We start from the raw sequence: 18,979 nt of genomic DNA on the forward strand, positions 1-18,979 counted from the left end.
AATTAACTCATCTTTCAAGGGGGATATCTGTAGTCATGTGGGGTGCTCCTCAATCAGAGCATGCCAAGAGCATAATGCTGCTTGGCAGTGGGGAATTAGGTAAGGAAGTTGTCATTGAAGCTCAGCGGCTCGGTGTCAGATGTATTGCTGTAGACCGTTATGAGCATGCGCCCGCAATGGGAGTCGCACATGAATCCCATGTCATCGATATGTTGGACGGTGAGGCGCTTCGTGCGCTGATTATCCGCGTCTCACCGGATCTTATCATTCCAGAAGTCGAAGCGATTGCGACTGATGTTCTTGTTGAACTGGAACGAAAGGGTTATAAAGTTATTCCGACCGCTGGAGCTACAAGGCTCACGATGGATCGGGAAGGCATCCGCCGGCTTGCTGCAGAAGAACTCGGCTTGCCAACGGCTGATTATCGATTTGCCAGCAGTTTGGAGGAGCTGGAGTCGGCCGCAGCCGAAATCGGATATCCTTGCGTCATTAAGCCTTTAATGAGCTCATCCGGCAAGGGCCAAAGTGTATGCCGGGAACCAGGCGATGTTTCGCGTTGCTGGCAGGCTGCCCTGGAGGGTGCCCGCGCTAAGCAAACGCGTGTTATTGTTGAAGCTTTTGTTCCCTTTATAAGCGAGATTACGTTGCTGACTGTTCGATCTGTCTCAGGAACGCTTTTTTGCCCGCCGATTGGTCATATTCAACGAGACGGAGATTATGTCGAATCGTGGCAGCCCCATGTCATGAGCCCAACTCAGCTTGCAGAGGCAGAGTTCATTGCTCGTCAAGTAACGGATGCGCTTGGGGGTTACGGCGTGTTCGGCGTAGAATTGTTCCTGACGGAAGAGGGGGTCGTATTTAGCGAGGTATCCCCAAGGCCGCATGATACGGGTATGGTCACGATGGTAAGTCAGGACTTGTCGGAGTTCGCGTTGCATGTGAGGGCGATTCTGGGTTTTCCAATTCCCTCAATTGAACTGTTGACCCCTGGTGCCTCCGCTACACTCAAAAGTGATTTTGAAGGAGAGGAATTTGCCATCGCAGGCATAGAAGAAGCTTTGAGGGTGCCAAGAACGCAGGTTCGTGTGTTTGGCAAACCGATTAGCAAACAGGGAAGAAGGATGGCCGTTGCTCTGAGTGGAGCAGAGGATGTTGAAACAGCTCGCAGCCGCGCGAAACAAGCGGCTAGCTCATTAAAGGTGGTAAAGGTCAATGAGTAGTATGGTGTTGGCACCGGCTTTAGTCATTCGCAGAAGTTGTTCCGGAGATGTCGAGCAAATGCTGCCCTTAATGCGCCAGCTTAAATACCCAACGACGCCTAGTGTGCTGTATGAGCGGCTTTGCATATTGGAGAAGCATGCGTATCTGTGTAGTTTGGTCGCTGAATTGGATGGAAAACTTGTGGGCACAACTTTTTTGAAGCAGCATCAGACCCATGATATGATCCGTCCGGTAACACAGATTACGGCGATGGTCGTTGATGAGAAGCACCGCGGTACCGGTGTCGGTCGAGAGCTTGTTGAGGCGGCTGAAGCTTGGGCACGGGAACAGGGCAGCAATCAGCTCGTTCTCTCCGCTGGTGGAGAACGCAATATGCTGGCGAAGTCTTTTTACGAACATATGGGCTTTATATGCCAGGGATACCGTTTAAGCAAGTTAATTAACTCCTAGAGCGTAAGCAGATATCAGACCTTTAAAATAGCTGATTTAGAAGAACCTCGCCATTGGCGAGGTTCTTTCTTGCATTCTATTTGATTGTCGGAGACATGGTTGCAAAGTTTTCTAGATAACATATGAGGGCTGCTGCAGCGGATTATTTCTTCGATAGCAGCATAGTTCACGATAGGTTTCCAGGCGTCCCCGGAACACGAGCTTAAGCTCGGAGCAGGATTCCAAATCCGCAGGAGTTGTGAGGGCGGCGGATTTATTCACTAGATGTACTCCGCCTTGCTGAAATACAGAGCTGACGAATTGGGAGCAGAAGTAAGAGTTTGCTCCGCCGAGCTCCATGTTGAGGATAATGCCGAGAATCCCAAGAAAATTATAGCTGTACAGTTCATCATTTTCTTCAAACTGCCTGACATAAGTACGCATTCGTTCGTAAGTTCTTTGACTGACGGAACAACTATAAATTGCGCAGGTTGCTTTTTCGAATACGCCTGAGTGAATGTTCTCCTTCACAAAACCGCCAAAGACGGGAATGAGAGGATGCTTTCGGCCAAAGCTGTATACTTCGCGCAATTCGGAATCAAATGCAATTGAGGCATGATTATACCGCGCTCTTGTGTACAAACCAATCATTTTTGTGACGATGGTCCGCGGATTGCTCAGCAGAATAAAAATTTGTGTTTCATTATTCATATTTTTCAACCGCCATTTAATTTATAGGTTATGTACTACCAAATATTGATATTACCATGGTATGACAATTCCGTGAATACCAAAACCGTCTTAAGCCGCAAATAAAGCTAGACTATAGTCTTGGCCGCTAGTTTACATTTGGCAATCGATGTTATAAAATCGGGTGGAAATCTAAGAGGGGTTGATCTCCATGTATAAATTAATATTAGCAGATGATGAAGCGGACGTAAGGGAGGGGCTCATAGAGCAAGTCAATTGGGAAAGTCTAGGGTATATGGTCATGGATACGGCGGAGAACGGGAAGGAAGCGGCAGAACTGATTGAGAAACATGTCCCGGATGTCGTTGTGACCGATATTCAAATGCCGTTTATGAACGGCTTGCAGCTGTCGGAATGGATCAGAGCTCATTATCCTTCTACAAAAATTATCATACTTACCGGTTATGAGGAGTTTGAATACGCACAGCAGGCGATCCGATTGCAAATTGATGAATACATACTTAAACCGTTCTCTGCAGGCGAGTTGGCAGCGGTGTTGCAGAAGGTGAAGTATCTTATCGACCAGGAGCTGGCAGAGCACGAGAATATGCAGAGATTGAAGGAGCATTACCGCCAAAACTTGCCGATTTTGAAGAGCTTGTTCCTCTCTTCGCTAGTGTCTCGACGAATACCGGAGGTTGAAATACGGGAGAAGAGCAGGCAGTATGAGCTGGACTTGGAGGGGCGGGGCTATATGGCTTCGGTCATTAGTGTAGACTCACAACAGCTTCCGGAGCGGAAGGAAGGGGATTTCTCGGCAGCCGAATTATCATCTCTGCATAACATGAAGGATAATGAGCTTCAACTGTTTGCAGTGCTGAATATCGCGGATGAAATCATAAAACGGGAACAATTCGGTCGCATCTTCATTCATCATGAAGTCGTCGTGCTGCTCAGCATAAGCGCGGTGGAAGACCAAGAGGATGTTAGCACGAGAACACTGGAGATTCTCGAGGAAATTCGCTTTAGCGTTGAGCGTTATCTCAAGCTACGCGTTACCATTGGAGCAGGTTCGGTCGTCATGAATTTGAGTGATCTTGTGACTTCTTACGAGGAAGCACAGCAGGCGATGGATTACCGTTTGATTCTTGGTCATAATAAAGTGATTTGGATTCATGATGTCGAGTCTCGGCAGAGCATGCCATTCAATTATGACGATACTTGCGAGAAAAAGTTGATTCGCTGCCTTAAGGTGGGAAGCGATGAGGAATTGCATCAATTACTGAACGAGTTATTCTCGGTACTGGTCGACAGCAAGATGTCCTATGAGGATTTCCAAGTGCATGTACTGGAAATGCTAACGACGGTCATTCGAGTTGCTAAAGAATTCGGGTCAACCTGGATCAGTTGTTTGGCGACGAGGGAGCACTTCTTGGATATTTTGCCAAAATCACACGTGTTAGTGAAGCAAAGGCCTGGTTTACAGGTATTTGCGTCAAGTTAAGAAGTTCGATCGCAAGAGATCGGCAGTCCTGCTACAGCCAATTAGTCTCAGAATCCAAGGAATACATCGAAGCCAATTATCATGACAGCGATATTTCAATTAACAGAGTATGCAAGCACTTACATATAAGTACGGGGTATTTCAGCAATATTTTCAAAAAGGAAATGAAAACGACCTTCGTCAATTATTTGCTGGGCGTCCGTATGGAAGCTGCGCAGTATTTACTTCGGAACACAGAATTGAAAGCGTTTGAAATCGCGGAGAGGATAGGTTTTGCCGATCCCAATTACTTCAGCTTCTGCTTTCGGAAGAAATTTGGTATTTCTCCGAAGGAGTATCGAAATGGAGCTGAGTCGCCATGAGACTATGGAAGCATGTCTGCTCGCTGTTCAAGTCATTTCATATACGAAAAATCCAGACGATTATTTCGTTATCGACCACAACGATTACGGTGTTTGTGGTCATTCTTGTCAGCTATATGTTATTTGACCGCTTTTCCAAAGTCTCAGAAGAAAATACATATTTGAACTTAAATCAAATTATTGAGCAAGTGAATGCAAATTTGGAGCTGTATGTGAGTGGAATGGAGGATGTGTTCGAGGTTGCTGAGGCGAAGGTCAACGCGGGAGGAAAGCGAAGTGACCAGACGCTAGAGGAGCAGCTGGGCACGATTTTGAGCACGCGTGAGGATCTTGTGTCGATCGCTCTTTTCTCGATGGATGGGCAACTGGTGCGCAACGTACCTTCTATTCCAATGCGGCAAAATACGAAGCTGACGGAGCAGGCATGGCTCCATGGTTGCGATTTACGGCATCAATTCTCTGTATTTTGATACTGAGCCAAACCATTCTCAGCCGATTGGCGGGCTGCGCGAGGATTTTACAACGCTGGGCTCAGGGAGCATCGGCACGGGACAATTTTCTATACCTAATATTGTGATCATCGCGATAATCGTCTGTCTTATCGTATGGGTCATGTTCAACAAGACAAGACTCGGCAAAAATATGTATGCGATCGGCGGTAATGAGCAGGCTGCGAAAGTATCGGGCATTAATGTTTCCAGAAACCTGATCATCATTTATTCAATCGCTGGCGCATTGTATGGCCTGGCTGGCGTGCTAGAAGCGGCGCGTACGGGCGGCGCTACGAACAACTATGGAAATATGTACGAGCTTGATGCAATTGCTGCTTGTGTTGTCGGTGGAGTCTCGACAACAGGCGGAATTGGCAAGGTTCAAGGTGTGATGGCCGGGGTACTTATTTTTACAGTGATCAACTATGGATTGACATTTATCGGTGTCGGTCCGTATTGGCAGCAAATTATTAAAGGGGCGATTATCGTTGCGGCTGTAGCTTTTGATATGCGCAAATATGCGGCTAAAAAGTAATTATTCCCATAAATTACTCATGCAGTATTCGGACAGTCATGTTAGAATATGACATGATACTCCAAAGAATGTAAGGAGTCTGAGGGAGGAATATACAGCATGAATAAATCAAAGGTGGCAGCGTTTCTGTCAGGTGTGATGTTATTCAGCTTGACAGCTTCGCTAGCAGCGGCTCCATTGTTGACAGGCTCGGGAACGATCTTTGCGGCCACAGCAAAAACAACTCAGGCATCGGCCAAGCAGATGGCTGCCGTATATGCGAAAATCCAAGCTGAAAATGCGGCTAAGGTAGTCGCTTTGGTGAATGTGGAACGAAAAAATGCGGGACTGAAGCCGCTTGTTGTGCATACGAACTTATCCAAAATGGCTAAAGACAAAGCAATTGATATGTACAAAAATAACTATTTTAGTCACAGCTCGCCCAAATATGGATCGCCGTTCGACATGATGGATGCCTACAATATTACTTACCTTTATGCAGGCGAGAATATTGCCAAAGGGCAGAAGACGCCTTCTGAGGTCGTATCGGCATGGATGAACAGCCCGGGGCACAAAGCTAATATCTTGAATTCCAAGTATACTTTAATCGGCGTGGGCTATTACAATGGACACTGGGTTCAGGCGTTTATTGGAAAATAAAAACGGCATGGATAGTTTTTACCCGGCAACTAGGTTTGCCGGGTAATTATTTTTTTGAATAGACTCTTTCATGAACAAGAGCTGTTACGTCATTCTCAAAGGATGACGTAACAGCTCTTGTTCAAGCTTAAAAAATGGGTTATGCAGGGGTCGAACCTGCGACCTGCCGATTAAGAGTCGGCTGCTCTACCAGCTAAGCTAATAACCCTTAGGATTCCTGCAAAAAATATTATACTCCTTTCTTTTTTGAAAATCTAGTTTTTTTATTTGGTTTTTTTATGGATATTACTAAAGGGGGGGACAAGCTGGATTTGCTTATTATTATAAGAAGTTTTATGTTAGATATTAGCTGGAAAGGTTATTAAGGAACAAATGAATCGGAAATAATGGCACAGGAGGACAAGGATCAAAAATGAATTCCACATCACGAATTTGGCGGACAACGGGGATATTATCGTTGTTGTCCACCTTATTGCTTATTGCCGGATTTCTGTACGCGGTGAGAGATGTGATATATCCTGGAGCGGCGGGAAGCGGTGCCGGGCTGAATCAAGGAGCGACCGAAAAATCTAGTGAAGAGTCTGGCCAACCGTTAGAGGAGGCGGACGTGCTGAATGTCGCAGCGATTGGTGACTCGCTTTCCAAAGGGACGGGTGACGATACCGGGAAAGGGTTTGCCCGACGATTCGTGGAACTGATCGTGGAGCAGGGGAAAGATTCCAAGCTGGTGAACAATCTTGGCATTAACGGTTTGACGACGGCTGGTCTCATGGCTCTATTGGATGAAAAGGGAGTCCAATATTCATTAAGCCAGGCTGATATCATCATTTTGTCCATCGGTGGAAATGATCTGTTTGATGGGGCGGGGAATATGCAGTCCGGGGGAAGGATGCCCACGGAATCAGAGCTGGAGCAAACCGTGACGCAAGCATCGAAGCAACTGGGGATGATCGCCGATAAAATTCTGGAGCTGAATCCTGAGGCGCAGCTTGTCTACATTAGCTTATATAACCCGTTTTCCGATTTGCCCGGAATGCGGAAAATTGGCGATGAAGCCGTATCGCGCTGGAATCATACCGTTACGGATGTTTTTCAGGAGCGGGAAAGAACGCTTGTCGTGCCGACCTTCGATTTATTTACATACAACTCGCAGAAATATTTATCCAGTGACCATTTTCATCCAAATGGGATAGGGTATCAGATGATTGCTGAACGGATTATGCAGGGCATTTATTGACGATGCAGCATCAATCATGTGCAAGCAGACATGGCATAAGGAGTGAGATAGATGACGGCGACGGATGAGGCTGTGAAGGGACAAGAACAAAAGGGACGGCAAGCGGTGCTCAGTGTCGAGCGCCTTCGGAAGAAGATCGGACGCAAATGGATCGTACAGGATGTGACGTTCGAAGTACATGAGGGCGAGGTATTTGGTTTTCTTGGCCCCAATGGAGCAGGCAAGACGACAACGATCCGAATGCTGGTCGATTTGATACGTCCGACCGAAGGGAAGGTGACGATCTGTGGCTATGATGTGAGAAGACAGCCAGAGCAGGCGCTCGCGTATGTAGGTTCGATTGTCGAGAATCCTGAGATGTATCCTTATTTGACCGGATGGGAAAATCTGCAGCATTTTGGCCGGATGTTGTCCGGTGTGGATGAGCGGCGGATTGCCGAGGTGGTGGAAATCGTTGGTCTTGACCAGCGTATTCATGATAAAGTTAAGACATATTCGCTTGGCATGCGGCAGCGTCTCGGGATTGCACAGGCCTTGCTTGGACGACCCAGGCTGTTGATTCTGGATGAGCCGACGAATGGGCTCGATCCGAAGGGGATCAAGGAGCTGCGCCTCTTTATTCGGCGGCTTGCCGAAGAGGGCTTAGCCGTATTTGTGTCCAGTCATTTGCTTAGCGAAATTCAATTACTATGTGATCGTGTAGCGATTATTAGCCGAGGCCGCGTGCTTGCGGTAGGCGCCGTCGAAGAGTTGATCTCAGAAAACTCCAATTATATGATATGGGAGCTTGCCCCCCGCGACCACGGGCTCAAACTGCTGGAGGCAGCCGGGGTTACGTTAATTCCTGACGCGGATGCGGTGCTGGATGCTACAATCATTGCTGGAATGAGCGAAGAGGCCATTGTTACGCAAATGGTGCCTGAGGATGTCCAAGCAATCCTTCCTCGCCTTGTGGCCGAGGGCATCCAAATTCACGCTGTTCAAAGAATCAATCCTACATTAGAGCAGCTATTCCTGGAATTGACGGAAGGTGAGAGTATTGAATAGTATGATGGCATTAGTGAAAAATGAAACGATCAAGATGATCAAGAAGAAGCGCTTTTATGTCATTCTGCTGGTTCTGCTCGTTCTTGTACCTATGTTCTCTTATGCACAATTGAGGGCAGCTGAGGATAAACGGAGTAAATTCGGCACAGATTGGCGCCGGGAGGTACAACAGGCGATTACCGATAATCAAAACTCGCTGGGCAGCGACCGCGTGCCGGAGGAGTGGAAGAAATACCGCCAAATTTATATTCAGCAGATGAAATATTACTTGGAGCAGGATGTGAACCCTAGGCAGCCGGGAGCCGTCGCTTTCACGAAGGAATTCTTGGATAATGCGGCGACTTTATTTATTCCGCTGCTCATTATGGGGATCGGGTCGGATATCATTTCTTCCGAACGAACGAGCGGGACAATCAAAATGCTGCTGACACGGCCGATCAGACGCTGGAAAGTGCTGATGAGTAAGCTGATTACTCTGCTGATGTTCGTATCGCTCATCGTCGTGTCCACGTTTGTTGTCTGTTATTTGGTGTCCGGATTGTTCTTTGGCTATAAAGGTTTCAATTTGCCGGTGTTTACCGGATTTAAGCTTCAAGGTGCAGATGTCGATATATCAGGAGTACACGCTGTACCTCAGTGGAAATATATATTGATGCAAATGGGGCTAATCTGGTTTGTTAGTACTATCGTGGCTATGCTAGCATTCATGGTGTCTGTACTCGTCCGCAGTACGGCGGCAAGTATAGTAATTATGATGGCCGCGTTAATTGCCGGCAATATTCTCACGAATTTAGCCTCAGCATGGACGAGCGCGAAATATTTATTTATGGTGAATTTAGGATTGACGCAATATTTGGCGGGAACGCCTGCTCCGATTGAGGGAATGACGCTTGGTTTCTCGCTGGCGGTGCTTGCCGCTTGGGGGTTTGTTTCACTTATTGTTTCATTCCTTGTCTTTACGAAACAGGACATCATGAATTAAAATGTACAAGGAAACCAAAACATCTGTTTGCATTTATGATTAAAATGTCTACATAAAGAAGTATAAAAGGGGGAGCATGAATGGCCGATCAAATCGATTTGTTTGAGGACGCTGCCTTGCCAGGGGCAGGCACAGCGGCTTCAGGATACGACGCGGACGACATTCAAGTGCTCGAAGGGCTTGTCGCGGTACGCAAACGACCTGGTATGTATATCGGTAGTACGAGCTCGTCGGGACTTCATCATTTGCTGTGGGAAATCGTAGATAATGCCGTAGACGAGCATCTGGCAAAGTACTGTTCAAAAATCGATATTTCACTGAATAAAGACGGTTCAGTCACGGTATTCGACAATGGGCGAGGCATTCCAACGAGCATTCACAAAACCGGGATTCCAACCCCGCAGGTCGTGTTCACGATTCTGCATGCTGGGGGGAAATTTGGCGGTTCAGGCTATAAAAAATCAGGCGGCCTGCACGGTGTTGGCGCTTCGGTAACGAATGCGTTGTCTGAGTGGCTTGAAGTAGATATTTATCGTGATGGTAAAATTCACCGCCAGCGCTTTGAGTATTGGGTTGATAAAAAAGGGGTAGAGCATGTCGGCGAGCCAGTGACCGGTCTAGAAATCATCGGCAACACGAACCGGACTGGAACAAAAGTTACGTTCAAGCCGGATATCCGCGTATTTCCTGCAGGTATCGGGCTTAACTATGATACGCTGGCTGAGCGTTTGCAAGAGATTGCCTTCTTGAATTCCGGGCTCAAAGTTACGTTGAAGGACGAACGCTCTGATCGTGCGGACGAGTTCTTCTACGAGGGTGGAGCAAGTCAGTTTGTCCAGTTTCTGAATGAAGGCAAGGATGTGCTTCATGATGTAATCCACTTTTACGCGGAAAAAGAAGATGTCGAGGTCGAGGTTGCTTTGCAATATAACAGCGGATATACCGAGACGCTGGTCTCGTTCGTCAACTCGATTCCTACTCGCGGAGGAGGCACACATGAGACGGGCTTCAAAACAGCTTATACGAGGGTAATGAACGATTACGCGCGTAAGAACGGCATCTTGAAGGAAAAGGACAAGAATTTGGAGGGGACGGATCTGCGCGAAGGGATGATGGCGGTCATCAGCGTGAAAATGGCGGAGGTTGAGTTCGTTGGCCAGACGAAGGATCAACTCGGCAGCGCCTCAGCCCGTAGTACGGTAGATACCGTCGTGTCGGACAATATAGCGCTATTTCTGGAGGAAAATCCACAGGTTGCGCAATTGCTTATTAAGAAGGCTGTACAGGCATCCAAGGCGCGCGAAGCAGCTCGCAAAGCCAGGGATGATATGCGAACGGGAAAAAAGCGCAGCGAGAGCTCTAATCTCGGCGGCAAGCTGACACCTGCCCAATCGAAGGATTTTACACGCAATGAGCTGTTTATCGTTGAGGGTGACTCAGCCGGGGGGTCCGCTAAGCAGGGACGGGACTCGAAAATCCAGGCTATCCTTCCGTTGAAAGGGAAGCCGATGAACCCGGAGAAGGCGAAGCTCGCGGATATATTGAAGCATGATGAGTATCGTTACATTACTTCGGCAATCGGCGCAGGAATCGGGACGGAATTTGCGCTAGAAGACAGCAATTATTCCAAAATCATCATTATGACGGACGCGGACACGGATGGTGCGCATATCCAAGTGCTGCTGTTGACTTTCTTTTATCGCTATATGAAACCGCTGATCGATGCGGGACGGATATATATTGCCCAGCCCCCGTTATATAAAATTACGCGTAAATCCGGCAAGCTGGAGACCGTAAGATATGCATGGACCGATGAGCAGCTTCAAAACTATTTGAAGGAATTTGGTAAAAACTTTGAATTGCAGCGTTATAAAGGGCTCGGTGAAATGAACCCTGATCAGCTCTGGGAAACCACGATGAATCCGGAGACGCGCACATTGCTCCAAGTAAGGATAGAAGACGCAGCGAAGGCCGAACGCCGCGTGTCCACGTTGATGGGCGATAAGGTCGATCCGCGAAAGCGCTGGATCGTCGAGAATGTAGATTTCACGGAGTATGAGGAATAGAGGGTGACATGATTTGAGTTTATTGGAGAACTTTTTGCCGGCCTATCTGGAGGAAGTCGTTGGTGACCGGTTTGGCCGTTATTCCAAATATATCATTCAGGATCGCGCCATTCCCGATGTGCGCGATGGGCTGAAGCCCGTTCAAAGACGGATTCTATATGCCATGTACGACTCGGGAAACACCCCGGATAAGCCATATCGCAAATCCGCTAAGACTGTCGGAGACGTGATGGGGAACTATCACCCACATGGCGATTCTTCGATTTATGAGGGGATGGTGCGCATGGCGCAGCCCTGGAAGATGGGGCATGTGCTCATCGATGGCCACGGAAACTGGGGTTCCCAGGATGATGACCCGGCGGCAGCCATGCGTTACACCGAGGCTAGATTGTCGCCGATTGCGCTGGAGTTGCTTCGGGATATTGAGAAGAGGACAGTTCCTTTTAAAGATAATTTTGATAACACGGCGATGGAGCCCGTTGTACTTCCTTCGCGTTATCCCAATCTGCTCGTCAACGGCGTAAGCGGAATTTCTGCTGGATTTGCTACCGAAATTCCGCCGCATAACCTGCGCGAGGTGATCGATGCCTGTGTTGCGGTGATGGAGAAGCCAAACATGAGCTTGGATGAGATCCGCACTTATGTGAAGGGGCCTGATTTTCCAACCCGTGGTATTATTATGGGAGAAGAAGGTATCCAGGAAGCGTATGAGACAGGCAGGGGCCGCATTTATATTCGTGCGAAAACAGAAATCGAATCACTGCGCGGTGGAAAGCAGCAAATCGTGATTACAGAAGTTCCCTATCAGGTCGTTAAATCTCGCCTAGTTACGGCCATGGAGAACATACGCATAGAGAAGAAGGTCGACGGGATTGCTGAAGTACGTGATGAGAGCGGACGCGAAGGACTGCGGATTGTTGTCGAGCTGCGCAAGGACGCTGATGCCAAAGGGATTTTGGCTTATTTGCTGAAGAAAACCGACTTGCAGGTGACATATAACTTTAATATGGTAGCGATTGTGAACAAAGCGCCTCGTCAGCTTGGGCTAAAAGCAATTCTCGAAGCTTATATCGCGCATCAGCGTGAGGTAGTGACTCACCGGACGCAGTATGAGCTGGAGAAGGCAGAGGATCGGGCTCATGTTCTTGAAGGCTTGGTTAAAGCGCTGAACATATTGGATGAGGTCATAGCAGCCATCAAGGCTTCAAAGAATCGGCAGGATGCGCAGAACAATTTGCAAACGATGTTCGGCTTTACCGAGCGGCAAGCGGATTCGATCCTGACCTTGCAATTGTATCGATTGACGAATCTGGAAATTACGTCTTTGCAGAAGGAACTGAATGAACTTCAAAAGAAAATAAATACCCTTCGGGGAATTTTGGATAGCGACAAGAAGCTGATCGCGGTCATTAAAAAGGAATTGCTTGAAATCCGGGATAAATACGGCATAGATCGCCGTTCAGAAATTCAGGAGGAAGTAGAGGAAATTAAGGTTAACCTGGAGGTTATGGTCGCTCAGGAGGATGTCCTCGTGACATTGTCTAACGAAGGATATATTAAGCGTACGAGTATGCTGTCCTTTACCCGCTCCGGTGGAGAACTTGAAGGATCGGGTGTGAAGGAAGGAGACTACGTGAAGCACGTCTTAGAGGTTGATACACTGCAAAATGTGCTGATATTCACGCAGCGCGGGCAATATTTTGTACTTCCGGTGCACCAAATACCCGAATTCAAGTGGAAGGATAACGGGACTGCGATTGTCAACGTTATCGCTTTGGCGAAGGAAGACCGGATCGTTAGCGTTATTCCCGTAAAAACTTTTGACGAACCAGACACGAGCCTCGTCTTCGTCACAAAACAGGGACAGGTCAAACGTACGTTGCTTAAAGATTACGAAACGAAGCGGTCTGGAGCTGTTGCTGCGGCAAGGGTTGCGGACGGAGATGAAATTATCCAGGTGCAGTTAAGCCAGAGTAATGCTGATATTTTGCTGTTAACGAAGGATGGTATGGCCATTCGCTTTGCAGAAAATGAAGTTAATCCGATGGGACGCGTCACTGCTGGCGTCAAGGGCATCGGCTTGAAGGACGATGACGAAGTAGTGAGTGCGCTTTGGGTGGAAGGCGATGAAGGCGAAATCCTCGTTGTCTCAGATCTTGGATATGGCAAGCGCAGCCTGCTGTTGGATTATCCTATGCAGAGCCGCGGCGGTCGCGGGGTGCAGACGTTTGAGTTCAAGGAAGGCAAGCGCGTGAAGCCGAACGGAAGCCGCATCGTGGGTGGATTCTATTGCAAGGAAGCATTCAATATCATGGTGATGACGAAGCAGGGCGAGTCCTATATCTTTAACTCGGAGTCCGCACCGATAGGTGATCGGAAATCCATAGGCAAGGCATTGGCCGCGGTAGGCAAGGGAGACGAAATTATCGACATACTCATTGTTCCGCAGCGCGAGAATGAAGAACCTGCAAAATAGACAAAAAGTAAATTAAAGAAAGCTCTTCTCTGTGTTTAAGATGTCTGAGGAGAGCTTTCTTCATATAATTAGGCAGTCAGCATGTTCTGGTTGGTCTTTTAGAGGAGTAACTACTAAATACCTTGATGGTTTATTAAAATGGTAACAAAATGGAGGGTGGGTGGAATGGGGAAAGACCATAGAGTTATATATCGTGAAATTCAAAGACCGCATCAAATTTGGATATGGGCGTTCGTCTTACTTTTTGCTTTATTTTCTTGGTACAGCGTGATTCAACAAGTTTTTATAGGAATTCCACTTGGGAGTAAACCTGCCCCGAACATATCTCTAATCATTTTTTGGCTAATTTTTGGGATTATTTTTCCTGCAGTATTGATATGGTTTATAAAACTAATCATTGAAGTTCGTGCTGATGGGGTTTATATCCGCTTTATGCCCTTTCATCTTCAGTATCGAAGGTTTTTATATAAGGATATAGTTAATTATGAGCTTATTGAATATCGTTCTTCCGAATTTGGAGGTTGGGGAATTCGTGTAAATATGAAGGGAGAAAAATCTTATACTATGCATGGCAAACAAGGGATAAAGTTGAAATTGAAAAATGAAACGGTAGTTTTTGGGACACAGAAACAAAATGAAATTATAAATGCTATTGATTCATTAAACGAGAAACATTAGAAATTATTATTCTTAACAGAGGCTTTAGTTCAGCAAGAAAGGAGGAAACCTTAATAAGGTTTCCTTTTCATTCTATTTTCAACATTATATTTTAACAGAGCGTTGTTTTATTCCCTACTCGACCTTTCTATACAAGATTTGACTATGAGCTGGCCTGCAAATTGGAGGATAGATGCTCAATAAAGGCTTGAACAGCCGTATCCATATATGTGTCTTTGCGGTATACGATGCCGACGCTTCTGTACGGTGAGGGCTCGGCTATCGGAATGCTGATCAAGCCCGGATCCTTTAATGTCGCGGTGTAGGATTTAGGCACGACTGTTAACCCTACGTGATGGGCTACCATCTGGCATTGGGATTCCAGGGTGGATAGTTCTATGACGGGGCTAAGCTGTAAGCCAATCTCAGCGCAGGCCGCATCGAGCATCTGCCGTGCGAGAAACCTCGGAGGAAACAGGACGAGAGGCGACTTGGCAAGCTCATCCAGTTCAATGTTGTCTAATTTTGCAAAAGGATGATCGCTGGGGACAATAACGACGAGTTCCTCTTTATATAAAGGGAGGCTAACGAGTTGTTCATCTTTCAGCGGCAGAAATACAACTCCTAAATCTAACTTGTTGCTTAGCAGCCGCTCACGCGTCTCCTCGGTAGCCAGCTCCATTACGGATAGCTCAATACCAGGGAACTGGCGGTGAAAGGAGATGAGGGAATGAATCAGCAGATGATTTCCCGAGCAGCCGATTCTCAGTCTGCCCCTTCTCATTCCAGTAAGTTCGCCGATCACGAGCTTGGCTTGATCTAACTCATGGAATATGCGGCGTGCATGCTCAAGCAGTACGAAGCCGGCTTGTGTAAGATGTATTTTTTTACCCGATCGGTGAAAAAGCGGTGTGCCTAACTCCTCCTCCAGCAAACGGATTTGGTGGCTAAGCGTCGGTTGGGATATGCCGAGATTCTCGGCAGCTTTTGTAAAATGCAGTTCCTCGCTTACTGCGATGAAATATTCTAGCAGCCGATGTTCCAAGTTACTCCTCCTATTGATAGATATGATCTATGATTATAATCGATACCATATTATTGATCAATAATTGAATCAACGTTATAGTAAGAATAGAGTTATTATTCGAGAGGACGTGTCGTAGTATGGATAGCTTGCACATTGAACTAAGTCAGAATTTAAAGCAGAAGCCGGAGCCGAGCGCTCTGGGCTTCGGGCAATATTTTAGCGATCATATGTTTATGATGGAGTATTCGCTCGAGAAGGGATGGCATGATCCTAAAATTATGCCCTACGGGCCGATCGCTCTTGACCCCTCAGCGATGGTGTTCCACTATGGACAAGAAGTGTTCGAAGGAATGAAGGCATATCGAACGGCAATAGGGGAATTAGTGCTGTTCCGTCCGGACATGAACCTGAAGCGGTTAAACGAATCTTGCGAGCGGTTAAGCATTCCACAGGTGGAGCCTTCCACGCTGCTGCAGGGGATAACAGAGCTTATAAAAATCGATGCATCGTGGATTCCGTCAGGCGAGGAGAACGCCTTATATATTCGTCCCTTTATTATAGCTACCGAGCCATGCCTCGGCGTACGAGCTTCCCATACGTATAAGCTGATGGTCATTCTCTCGCCAGTTGGCTCTTATTATCCGGAGGGTATTCATCCAGTCAGCATTTACGTGGAGCAGCGCTACGTTCGGGCATTCCGCGGTGGTACCGGGGCAGCCAAAACGGCAAGCAACTATGCAGCCAGCATTAAAGCTCAGGAGGACGCAAAGCAATCTGGATATTCACAGGTGCTTTGGCTCGATGGGGTGGAGAGCAAATATGTGGAAGAAGTCGGGAGCATGAACGTCTTCTTCAAGGTGAATGGTGAGGTTATTACGCCCGCGTTGTCAGGAAGCATTCTGGCTGGGGTAACGCGTGATTCCGTCATTGCACTGCTGAAATCCTGGGGTATACCTGTAAGTGAACGCAAAGTGGCAATGGAGGAATTGGTCGAAGCGCATAAGCAAGGATTGCTTGAGGAAGCCTTTGGCACAGGCACGGCAGCTGTCATCTCGCCGATTGGCAGCATGAAGTGGGGAGAATTGGAGCTAAGTATTGGCGGCGGCAAAACTGGGAAGTTGTCCAAGAAGCTATATGACACGATCACAGGCATCCAGCGCGGGCAGTTGGATGATTCGCTTGGCTGGAGATATCGGATTGAATAATTTAATAGGGAAGTAATATGGATAAATACAGCATGCAGAGCCAGCCGATATATCGGCTGGTTTTTTAAAATTATGGATTTTATTGGAATATAGGAGGATTTGAAAAAGGAACGGCGAATTAATTAAAGACGTGAAAAGACCGATGCCAATCATGCTGTCTTGCATTCTCATATATAAGTGACTCAACTTTCGCAGCTCAAATCTCCAAACAAACCCTTAATATAGCTGGGTAAACCGGAGATCCATTCCTGTAGTTGACAAAATACAGCTGTTTTGTTCTTCTTTGTTTTCGCCTGGGACATTTCGAGAAATAAACTCATGAGCTGCTGAAGTGCAGTCTGGTAATCTAGATCGCGGACCTCATCAGCAAAGAGGAAAAAGAGTCCTCCCAATGTTCGGTCATCACTCGATTGGCGTCGTTCGTATTCCATCGCCAAATATCGGCTGAATACAATCGTGGTGTGGCTAATCAGCTGATCAAAGGAGCGGCCTTGGAATTCGGTTCCCAGTTTTAAGTAGCTTTTGGTGACTTTGAAAAAGGTCTCTATGCTCCAGCGCATACCGTAAATACGTACGATTTCAGTCGCATCAAGCGTCACATCTGTACTTAAAATCGCCAGCCACTCCCGTTTTTTATTCCGGTTGCGGACAAACACAAGCTTCACGGGTAGACCGCAGGCGGTGTGTACGATGATCGAGCCTTTAATATCTTTGGCATTCGATGCAGGAAGGCTTTGAAACACCTCGCGCAGTGTCATTCGCTTGCCTTGAACTAGATAGCGTTGTTTCATTTCTTTAACCATGCCAATCACGGGCAGACCTTGGCCAGTGAGCTCGCGAAGCAGTGGAGCTTGCGTAAACCAGCTATCCATAAGCACGTAATCAGCGGTGAATCCTCCACGTAAGGCTCGTTCCAGCAAGGCTACGACAGCATCCGGCTTTCGAGAAAAGGCCTCCATCCGGCGTTTGTAGCCGTTACTGCGTTTGGAAAGATTCGAAGCCATTTCGCACAGACGGTTGGCTAATTTAGCGGAAGACAGCATGACAAAATCAAGCGGAGCAAAACTAAATCCGTCTGACCAGCCTAGCGTTAGCATAGTGTAACCTTTGGTGAATTTGCCTGTGGAGTGGTCAAATACACGTGCCAAGAGTTCCGCTTTTCTGCTACGATTTCGGCTGAGCACGGAATCGTCAATAATGAACACACGTACCCGGTGGGACGAAATGAGCGATTCGAAATGGTGCACGATTCGAAGACTCAAAGCCTGCAAAAAGCGCCGCCAAGCAAAAGAAGCCTGATTCAAAAAACGGTAGATAACATCCTTGCCGGGAAGATCTGCTCCGCGATCACTTTCCAGGAGTCGAAACCAGTTTTTCCCCTCAAAGACCAAAGAGAACACGATTTGGAAAATCGCTAGACTTGAAAGACCGAAAGATTTAGAAATACCCGCTTGTCGTAACGTTTTTCCGATGTGGAGACTGGCAAAAATTTTGGGAAAGTGAGACTGTTCAGACAGGGAATGTTGTTGTAACATAGGGTTACACACCTTTCTTGTTGGTATGGTTGATTAGACACTTCCATGATACCAAACAAGCAAGGTGTTTTTTTGTCAATACGAGTAAATCTATTGAATTCTTCTTGCGCACTCAAGGGTTTAAGTCATTTTTCTAGGTGCGAAAGTTGAGTAAGTGAGTAATAGATTACCAGCAAGGGTGCGAATATCCAATATAAGAACGAGCCTATTATATCAAGAGCAATGAGACGGACAGGGGGATATCAGTGCATACCGAGGATTTTGGAAAGTTACTGAGCAAAATAGTGAAAGACTATCAAAGCCATTTGGAAGAGAAGCTTGCGCCAACATTAACTACATCGCAATTGTCGGTGTTAGAAGTGTTGGATCAGAACGGGCAGCTGAAGCCGTCCGATCTGATCCCATTTTTAGCAACGACCCCGGCGGCGGTAACGATGCTTTTGGATCGAATGGAGAAAGCGGAACTTATACGCCGGGATCGAGATGAGGCGGATCGGCGGATCGTCTGGATTTCGATTACAGAAAAGGGCAAGGCCGAGGCCGACCGTGGCATTTCAATTCGTCATGAATATTTGGACGGCGTGCTCAGCCGGATATCCACGCATAATCAGCAGCTGCTCGTGTATTTGATGGGTAAAATTTCAGGGACAAAGTAAGAGTTTTATCAATATAAATAGGCATTATTTCAATATCTGCAGTTTTTATCCTCAACTCATATGAGGTTTATAGATGCAACTGTAGCTAAGTCGAGAGGCGTGTGATCTTTTATCCGAAGGGTCACGCGTCTTTGTTGTTTTATTGGGTGGGTAGCCTCCCTTCTTAACATTACTAAAATGTACAAGAAGTATATGGCTGGGATCGTAGTAGGAAGTGGTC

The 18,979-nt window shown here is 47.0% G+C and carries 17 protein-coding genes, 1 tRNA gene and 1 pseudogene; 15 read left to right on the forward strand and 4 right to left on the reverse strand.

Annotated features, from left to right (window positions below; translation table 11 throughout):
* Positions 1-35 precede the first annotated feature (35 nt).
* Together purT and EIM92_RS14735 are read left to right on the forward strand one after the other, a co-directional pair.
* The gene (gene purT / locus EIM92_RS14730; RefSeq protein WP_125083291.1) at positions 36-1,220 is read left to right on the forward strand and encodes a formate-dependent phosphoribosylglycinamide formyltransferase; all 1,185 of its coding nucleotides are present in this window, start codon (positions 36-38) and stop codon (positions 1,218-1,220) included.
* Positions 1,213-1,671 (forward strand): GNAT family N-acetyltransferase, encoded by a 459-nt coding sequence (locus EIM92_RS14735; RefSeq protein WP_125083292.1) that lies wholly within the window; start codon positions 1,213-1,215, stop codon positions 1,669-1,671. The genes purT and EIM92_RS14735 overlap by 8 nt, the downstream gene beginning before the upstream one ends.
* 111 nt (positions 1,672-1,782) lie before the next feature.
* Here the strand turns inward: EIM92_RS14735 and EIM92_RS14740 are convergent, their stop codons facing one another.
* Positions 1,783-2,361 (reverse strand): hypothetical protein, encoded by a 579-nt coding sequence (locus tag EIM92_RS14740; RefSeq protein ID WP_125083293.1) that lies wholly within the window; start codon positions 2,359-2,361, stop codon positions 1,783-1,785.
* Positions 2,362-2,551: 190 nt separating this feature from the next.
* On the opposite strand from EIM92_RS14740, the gene EIM92_RS14745 reads away from it, so the two are divergent.
* The 5 genes and pseudogenes from EIM92_RS14745 to EIM92_RS14760 all read left to right on the forward strand — a co-directional run bounded on the left by EIM92_RS14745 (position 2,552) and on the right by EIM92_RS14760 (position 5,871).
* A complete protein-coding gene (locus tag EIM92_RS14745; RefSeq protein WP_342772863.1) occupies positions 2,552-3,844 on the forward strand; it encodes a response regulator in 1,293 nt (430 codons plus the stop codon).
* A gap of 164 nt (positions 3,845-4,008) precedes the next feature.
* Complete coding sequence (locus EIM92_RS24620) at positions 4,009-4,206, forward strand: helix-turn-helix transcriptional regulator (RefSeq protein ID WP_342772925.1); 198 nt, start codon at positions 4,009-4,011, stop codon at positions 4,204-4,206.
* Positions 4,203-4,676, forward strand: coding sequence for a hypothetical protein (locus EIM92_RS14750; protein WP_125083294.1), 474 nt, complete (start codon positions 4,203-4,205; stop codon positions 4,674-4,676). Before EIM92_RS24620 ends, EIM92_RS14750 begins: the two co-directional genes overlap by 4 nt.
* A pseudogene (locus EIM92_RS14755) lies at positions 4,633-5,232 on the forward strand (ABC transporter permease subunit); the annotation flags it as partial. The gene EIM92_RS14750 and the pseudogene EIM92_RS14755, both read left to right, overlap by 44 nt.
* Before the next feature lie 99 nt (positions 5,233-5,331).
* Positions 5,332-5,871, forward strand: a complete 540-nt coding sequence (locus EIM92_RS14760) for a CAP domain-containing protein (protein WP_125083295.1) — start codon at positions 5,332-5,334, stop codon at positions 5,869-5,871.
* A gap of 135 nt (positions 5,872-6,006) precedes the next feature.
* Here EIM92_RS14760 and EIM92_RS14765 read toward each other — a convergent pair.
* Positions 6,007-6,079: transfer RNA gene (locus tag EIM92_RS14765), tRNA-Lys, on the reverse strand.
* A 204-nt stretch (positions 6,080-6,283) separates the two neighbouring features.
* Between EIM92_RS14765 and EIM92_RS14770 the strand changes: the two genes are divergently transcribed.
* The 6 genes from EIM92_RS14770 to EIM92_RS14795 all read left to right on the forward strand — a co-directional run bounded on the left by EIM92_RS14770 (position 6,284) and on the right by EIM92_RS14795 (position 14,357).
* Positions 6,284-7,108: a GDSL-type esterase/lipase family protein gene (locus tag EIM92_RS14770; RefSeq protein WP_125083296.1), complete on the forward strand. Its 825-nt coding sequence runs from the start codon at positions 6,284-6,286 to the stop codon at positions 7,106-7,108.
* Between the two features lie 51 nt (positions 7,109-7,159).
* Entirely contained in the window at positions 7,160-8,155 is a 996-nt protein-coding gene (locus tag EIM92_RS14775; RefSeq protein ID WP_125083297.1) for an ABC transporter ATP-binding protein, read from the forward strand.
* 1 nt (position 8,156) lies between these two features.
* Positions 8,157-9,137 carry an ABC transporter permease gene (locus tag EIM92_RS14780; RefSeq protein ID WP_425464208.1) on the forward strand — a complete coding sequence of 327 codons (981 nt, stop codon included), beginning with the start codon at positions 8,157-8,159 and terminating at the stop codon, positions 9,135-9,137.
* Positions 9,138-9,217: 80 nt separating this feature from the next.
* Positions 9,218-11,203 (forward strand): DNA topoisomerase IV subunit B, encoded by a 1,986-nt coding sequence (parE, locus tag EIM92_RS14785; protein ID WP_125083298.1) that lies wholly within the window; start codon positions 9,218-9,220, stop codon positions 11,201-11,203.
* A gap of 13 nt (positions 11,204-11,216) precedes the next feature.
* A complete protein-coding gene (gene gyrA, locus EIM92_RS14790; RefSeq protein WP_125083299.1) occupies positions 11,217-13,679 on the forward strand; it encodes a DNA gyrase subunit A in 2,463 nt (820 codons plus the stop codon).
* Positions 13,680-13,844: 165 nt separating this feature from the next.
* Entirely contained in the window at positions 13,845-14,357 is a 513-nt protein-coding gene (locus EIM92_RS14795) for a DUF6141 family protein (RefSeq protein ID WP_125083300.1), read from the forward strand.
* A 142-nt stretch (positions 14,358-14,499) separates the two neighbouring features.
* On the opposite strand, the gene EIM92_RS14800 is transcribed toward EIM92_RS14795, so the two are convergent.
* Positions 14,500-15,381, reverse strand: a complete 882-nt coding sequence (locus EIM92_RS14800) for a LysR family transcriptional regulator (protein WP_125083301.1) — start codon at positions 15,379-15,381, stop codon at positions 14,500-14,502.
* Positions 15,382-15,500: 119 nt separating this feature from the next.
* Here EIM92_RS14800 and EIM92_RS14805 point away from each other — a divergent pair, with 119 nt between their 5' ends.
* Complete coding sequence (locus tag EIM92_RS14805) at positions 15,501-16,568, forward strand: branched-chain amino acid aminotransferase (protein WP_125083302.1); 1,068 nt, start codon at positions 15,501-15,503, stop codon at positions 16,566-16,568.
* Positions 16,569-16,750: 182 nt separating this feature from the next.
* Here the strand turns inward: EIM92_RS14805 and EIM92_RS14810 are convergent, their stop codons facing one another.
* Positions 16,751-18,103: an IS4 family transposase gene (locus tag EIM92_RS14810; protein ID WP_125081488.1), complete on the reverse strand. Its 1,353-nt coding sequence runs from the start codon at positions 18,101-18,103 to the stop codon at positions 16,751-16,753.
* A 245-nt stretch (positions 18,104-18,348) separates the two neighbouring features.
* On the opposite strand from EIM92_RS14810, the gene EIM92_RS14815 reads away from it, so the two are divergent.
* On the forward strand, positions 18,349-18,759 hold the full coding sequence (locus EIM92_RS14815) for a MarR family winged helix-turn-helix transcriptional regulator (protein ID WP_125083303.1): 411 nt from the start codon (positions 18,349-18,351) through the stop codon (positions 18,757-18,759).
* Positions 18,760-18,979: the final 220 nt, after the last annotated feature.

Source organism: Paenibacillus lentus (assembly GCF_003931855.1).
Taxonomy (GTDB): domain Bacteria; phylum Bacillota; class Bacilli; order Paenibacillales; family Paenibacillaceae; genus Fontibacillus; species Fontibacillus lentus.

What these genes read in the sequence shown, in the direction of transcription:
- purT (WP_125083291.1), top strand. Translation starts at nt 36, where the DNA reads ATGTGGGGTGCTCCTCAATCAGAGCATGCCAAGAGCATAATGCTGCTT.
- EIM92_RS14735 (WP_125083292.1), top strand. Translation starts at nt 1,213, where the DNA reads ATGAGTAGTATGGTGTTGGCACCGGCTTTAGTCATTCGCAGAAGTTGT.
- EIM92_RS14740 (WP_125083293.1), bottom strand. Translation starts at nt 2,361, where the DNA reads ATGAATAATGAAACACAAATTTTTATTCTGCTGAGCAATCCGCGGACC.
- EIM92_RS14745 (WP_342772863.1), top strand. Translation starts at nt 2,552, where the DNA reads ATGTATAAATTAATATTAGCAGATGATGAAGCGGACGTAAGGGAGGGG.
- EIM92_RS24620 (WP_342772925.1), top strand. Translation starts at nt 4,009, where the DNA reads ATGAAAACGACCTTCGTCAATTATTTGCTGGGCGTCCGTATGGAAGCT.
- EIM92_RS14750 (WP_125083294.1), top strand. Translation starts at nt 4,203, where the DNA reads ATGAGACTATGGAAGCATGTCTGCTCGCTGTTCAAGTCATTTCATATA.
- EIM92_RS14760 (WP_125083295.1), top strand. Translation starts at nt 5,332, where the DNA reads ATGAATAAATCAAAGGTGGCAGCGTTTCTGTCAGGTGTGATGTTATTC.
- EIM92_RS14770 (WP_125083296.1), top strand. Translation starts at nt 6,284, where the DNA reads ATGAATTCCACATCACGAATTTGGCGGACAACGGGGATATTATCGTTG.
- EIM92_RS14775 (WP_125083297.1), top strand. Translation starts at nt 7,160, where the DNA reads ATGACGGCGACGGATGAGGCTGTGAAGGGACAAGAACAAAAGGGACGG.
- EIM92_RS14780 (WP_425464208.1), top strand. Translation starts at nt 8,157, where the DNA reads ATGATGGCATTAGTGAAAAATGAAACGATCAAGATGATCAAGAAGAAG.
- parE (WP_125083298.1), top strand. Translation starts at nt 9,218, where the DNA reads ATGGCCGATCAAATCGATTTGTTTGAGGACGCTGCCTTGCCAGGGGCA.
- EIM92_RS14795 (WP_125083300.1), top strand. Translation starts at nt 13,845, where the DNA reads ATGGGGAAAGACCATAGAGTTATATATCGTGAAATTCAAAGACCGCAT.
- EIM92_RS14805 (WP_125083302.1), top strand. Translation starts at nt 15,501, where the DNA reads ATGGATAGCTTGCACATTGAACTAAGTCAGAATTTAAAGCAGAAGCCG.
- EIM92_RS14810 (WP_125081488.1), bottom strand. Translation starts at nt 18,103, where the DNA reads ATGTTACAACAACATTCCCTGTCTGAACAGTCTCACTTTCCCAAAATT.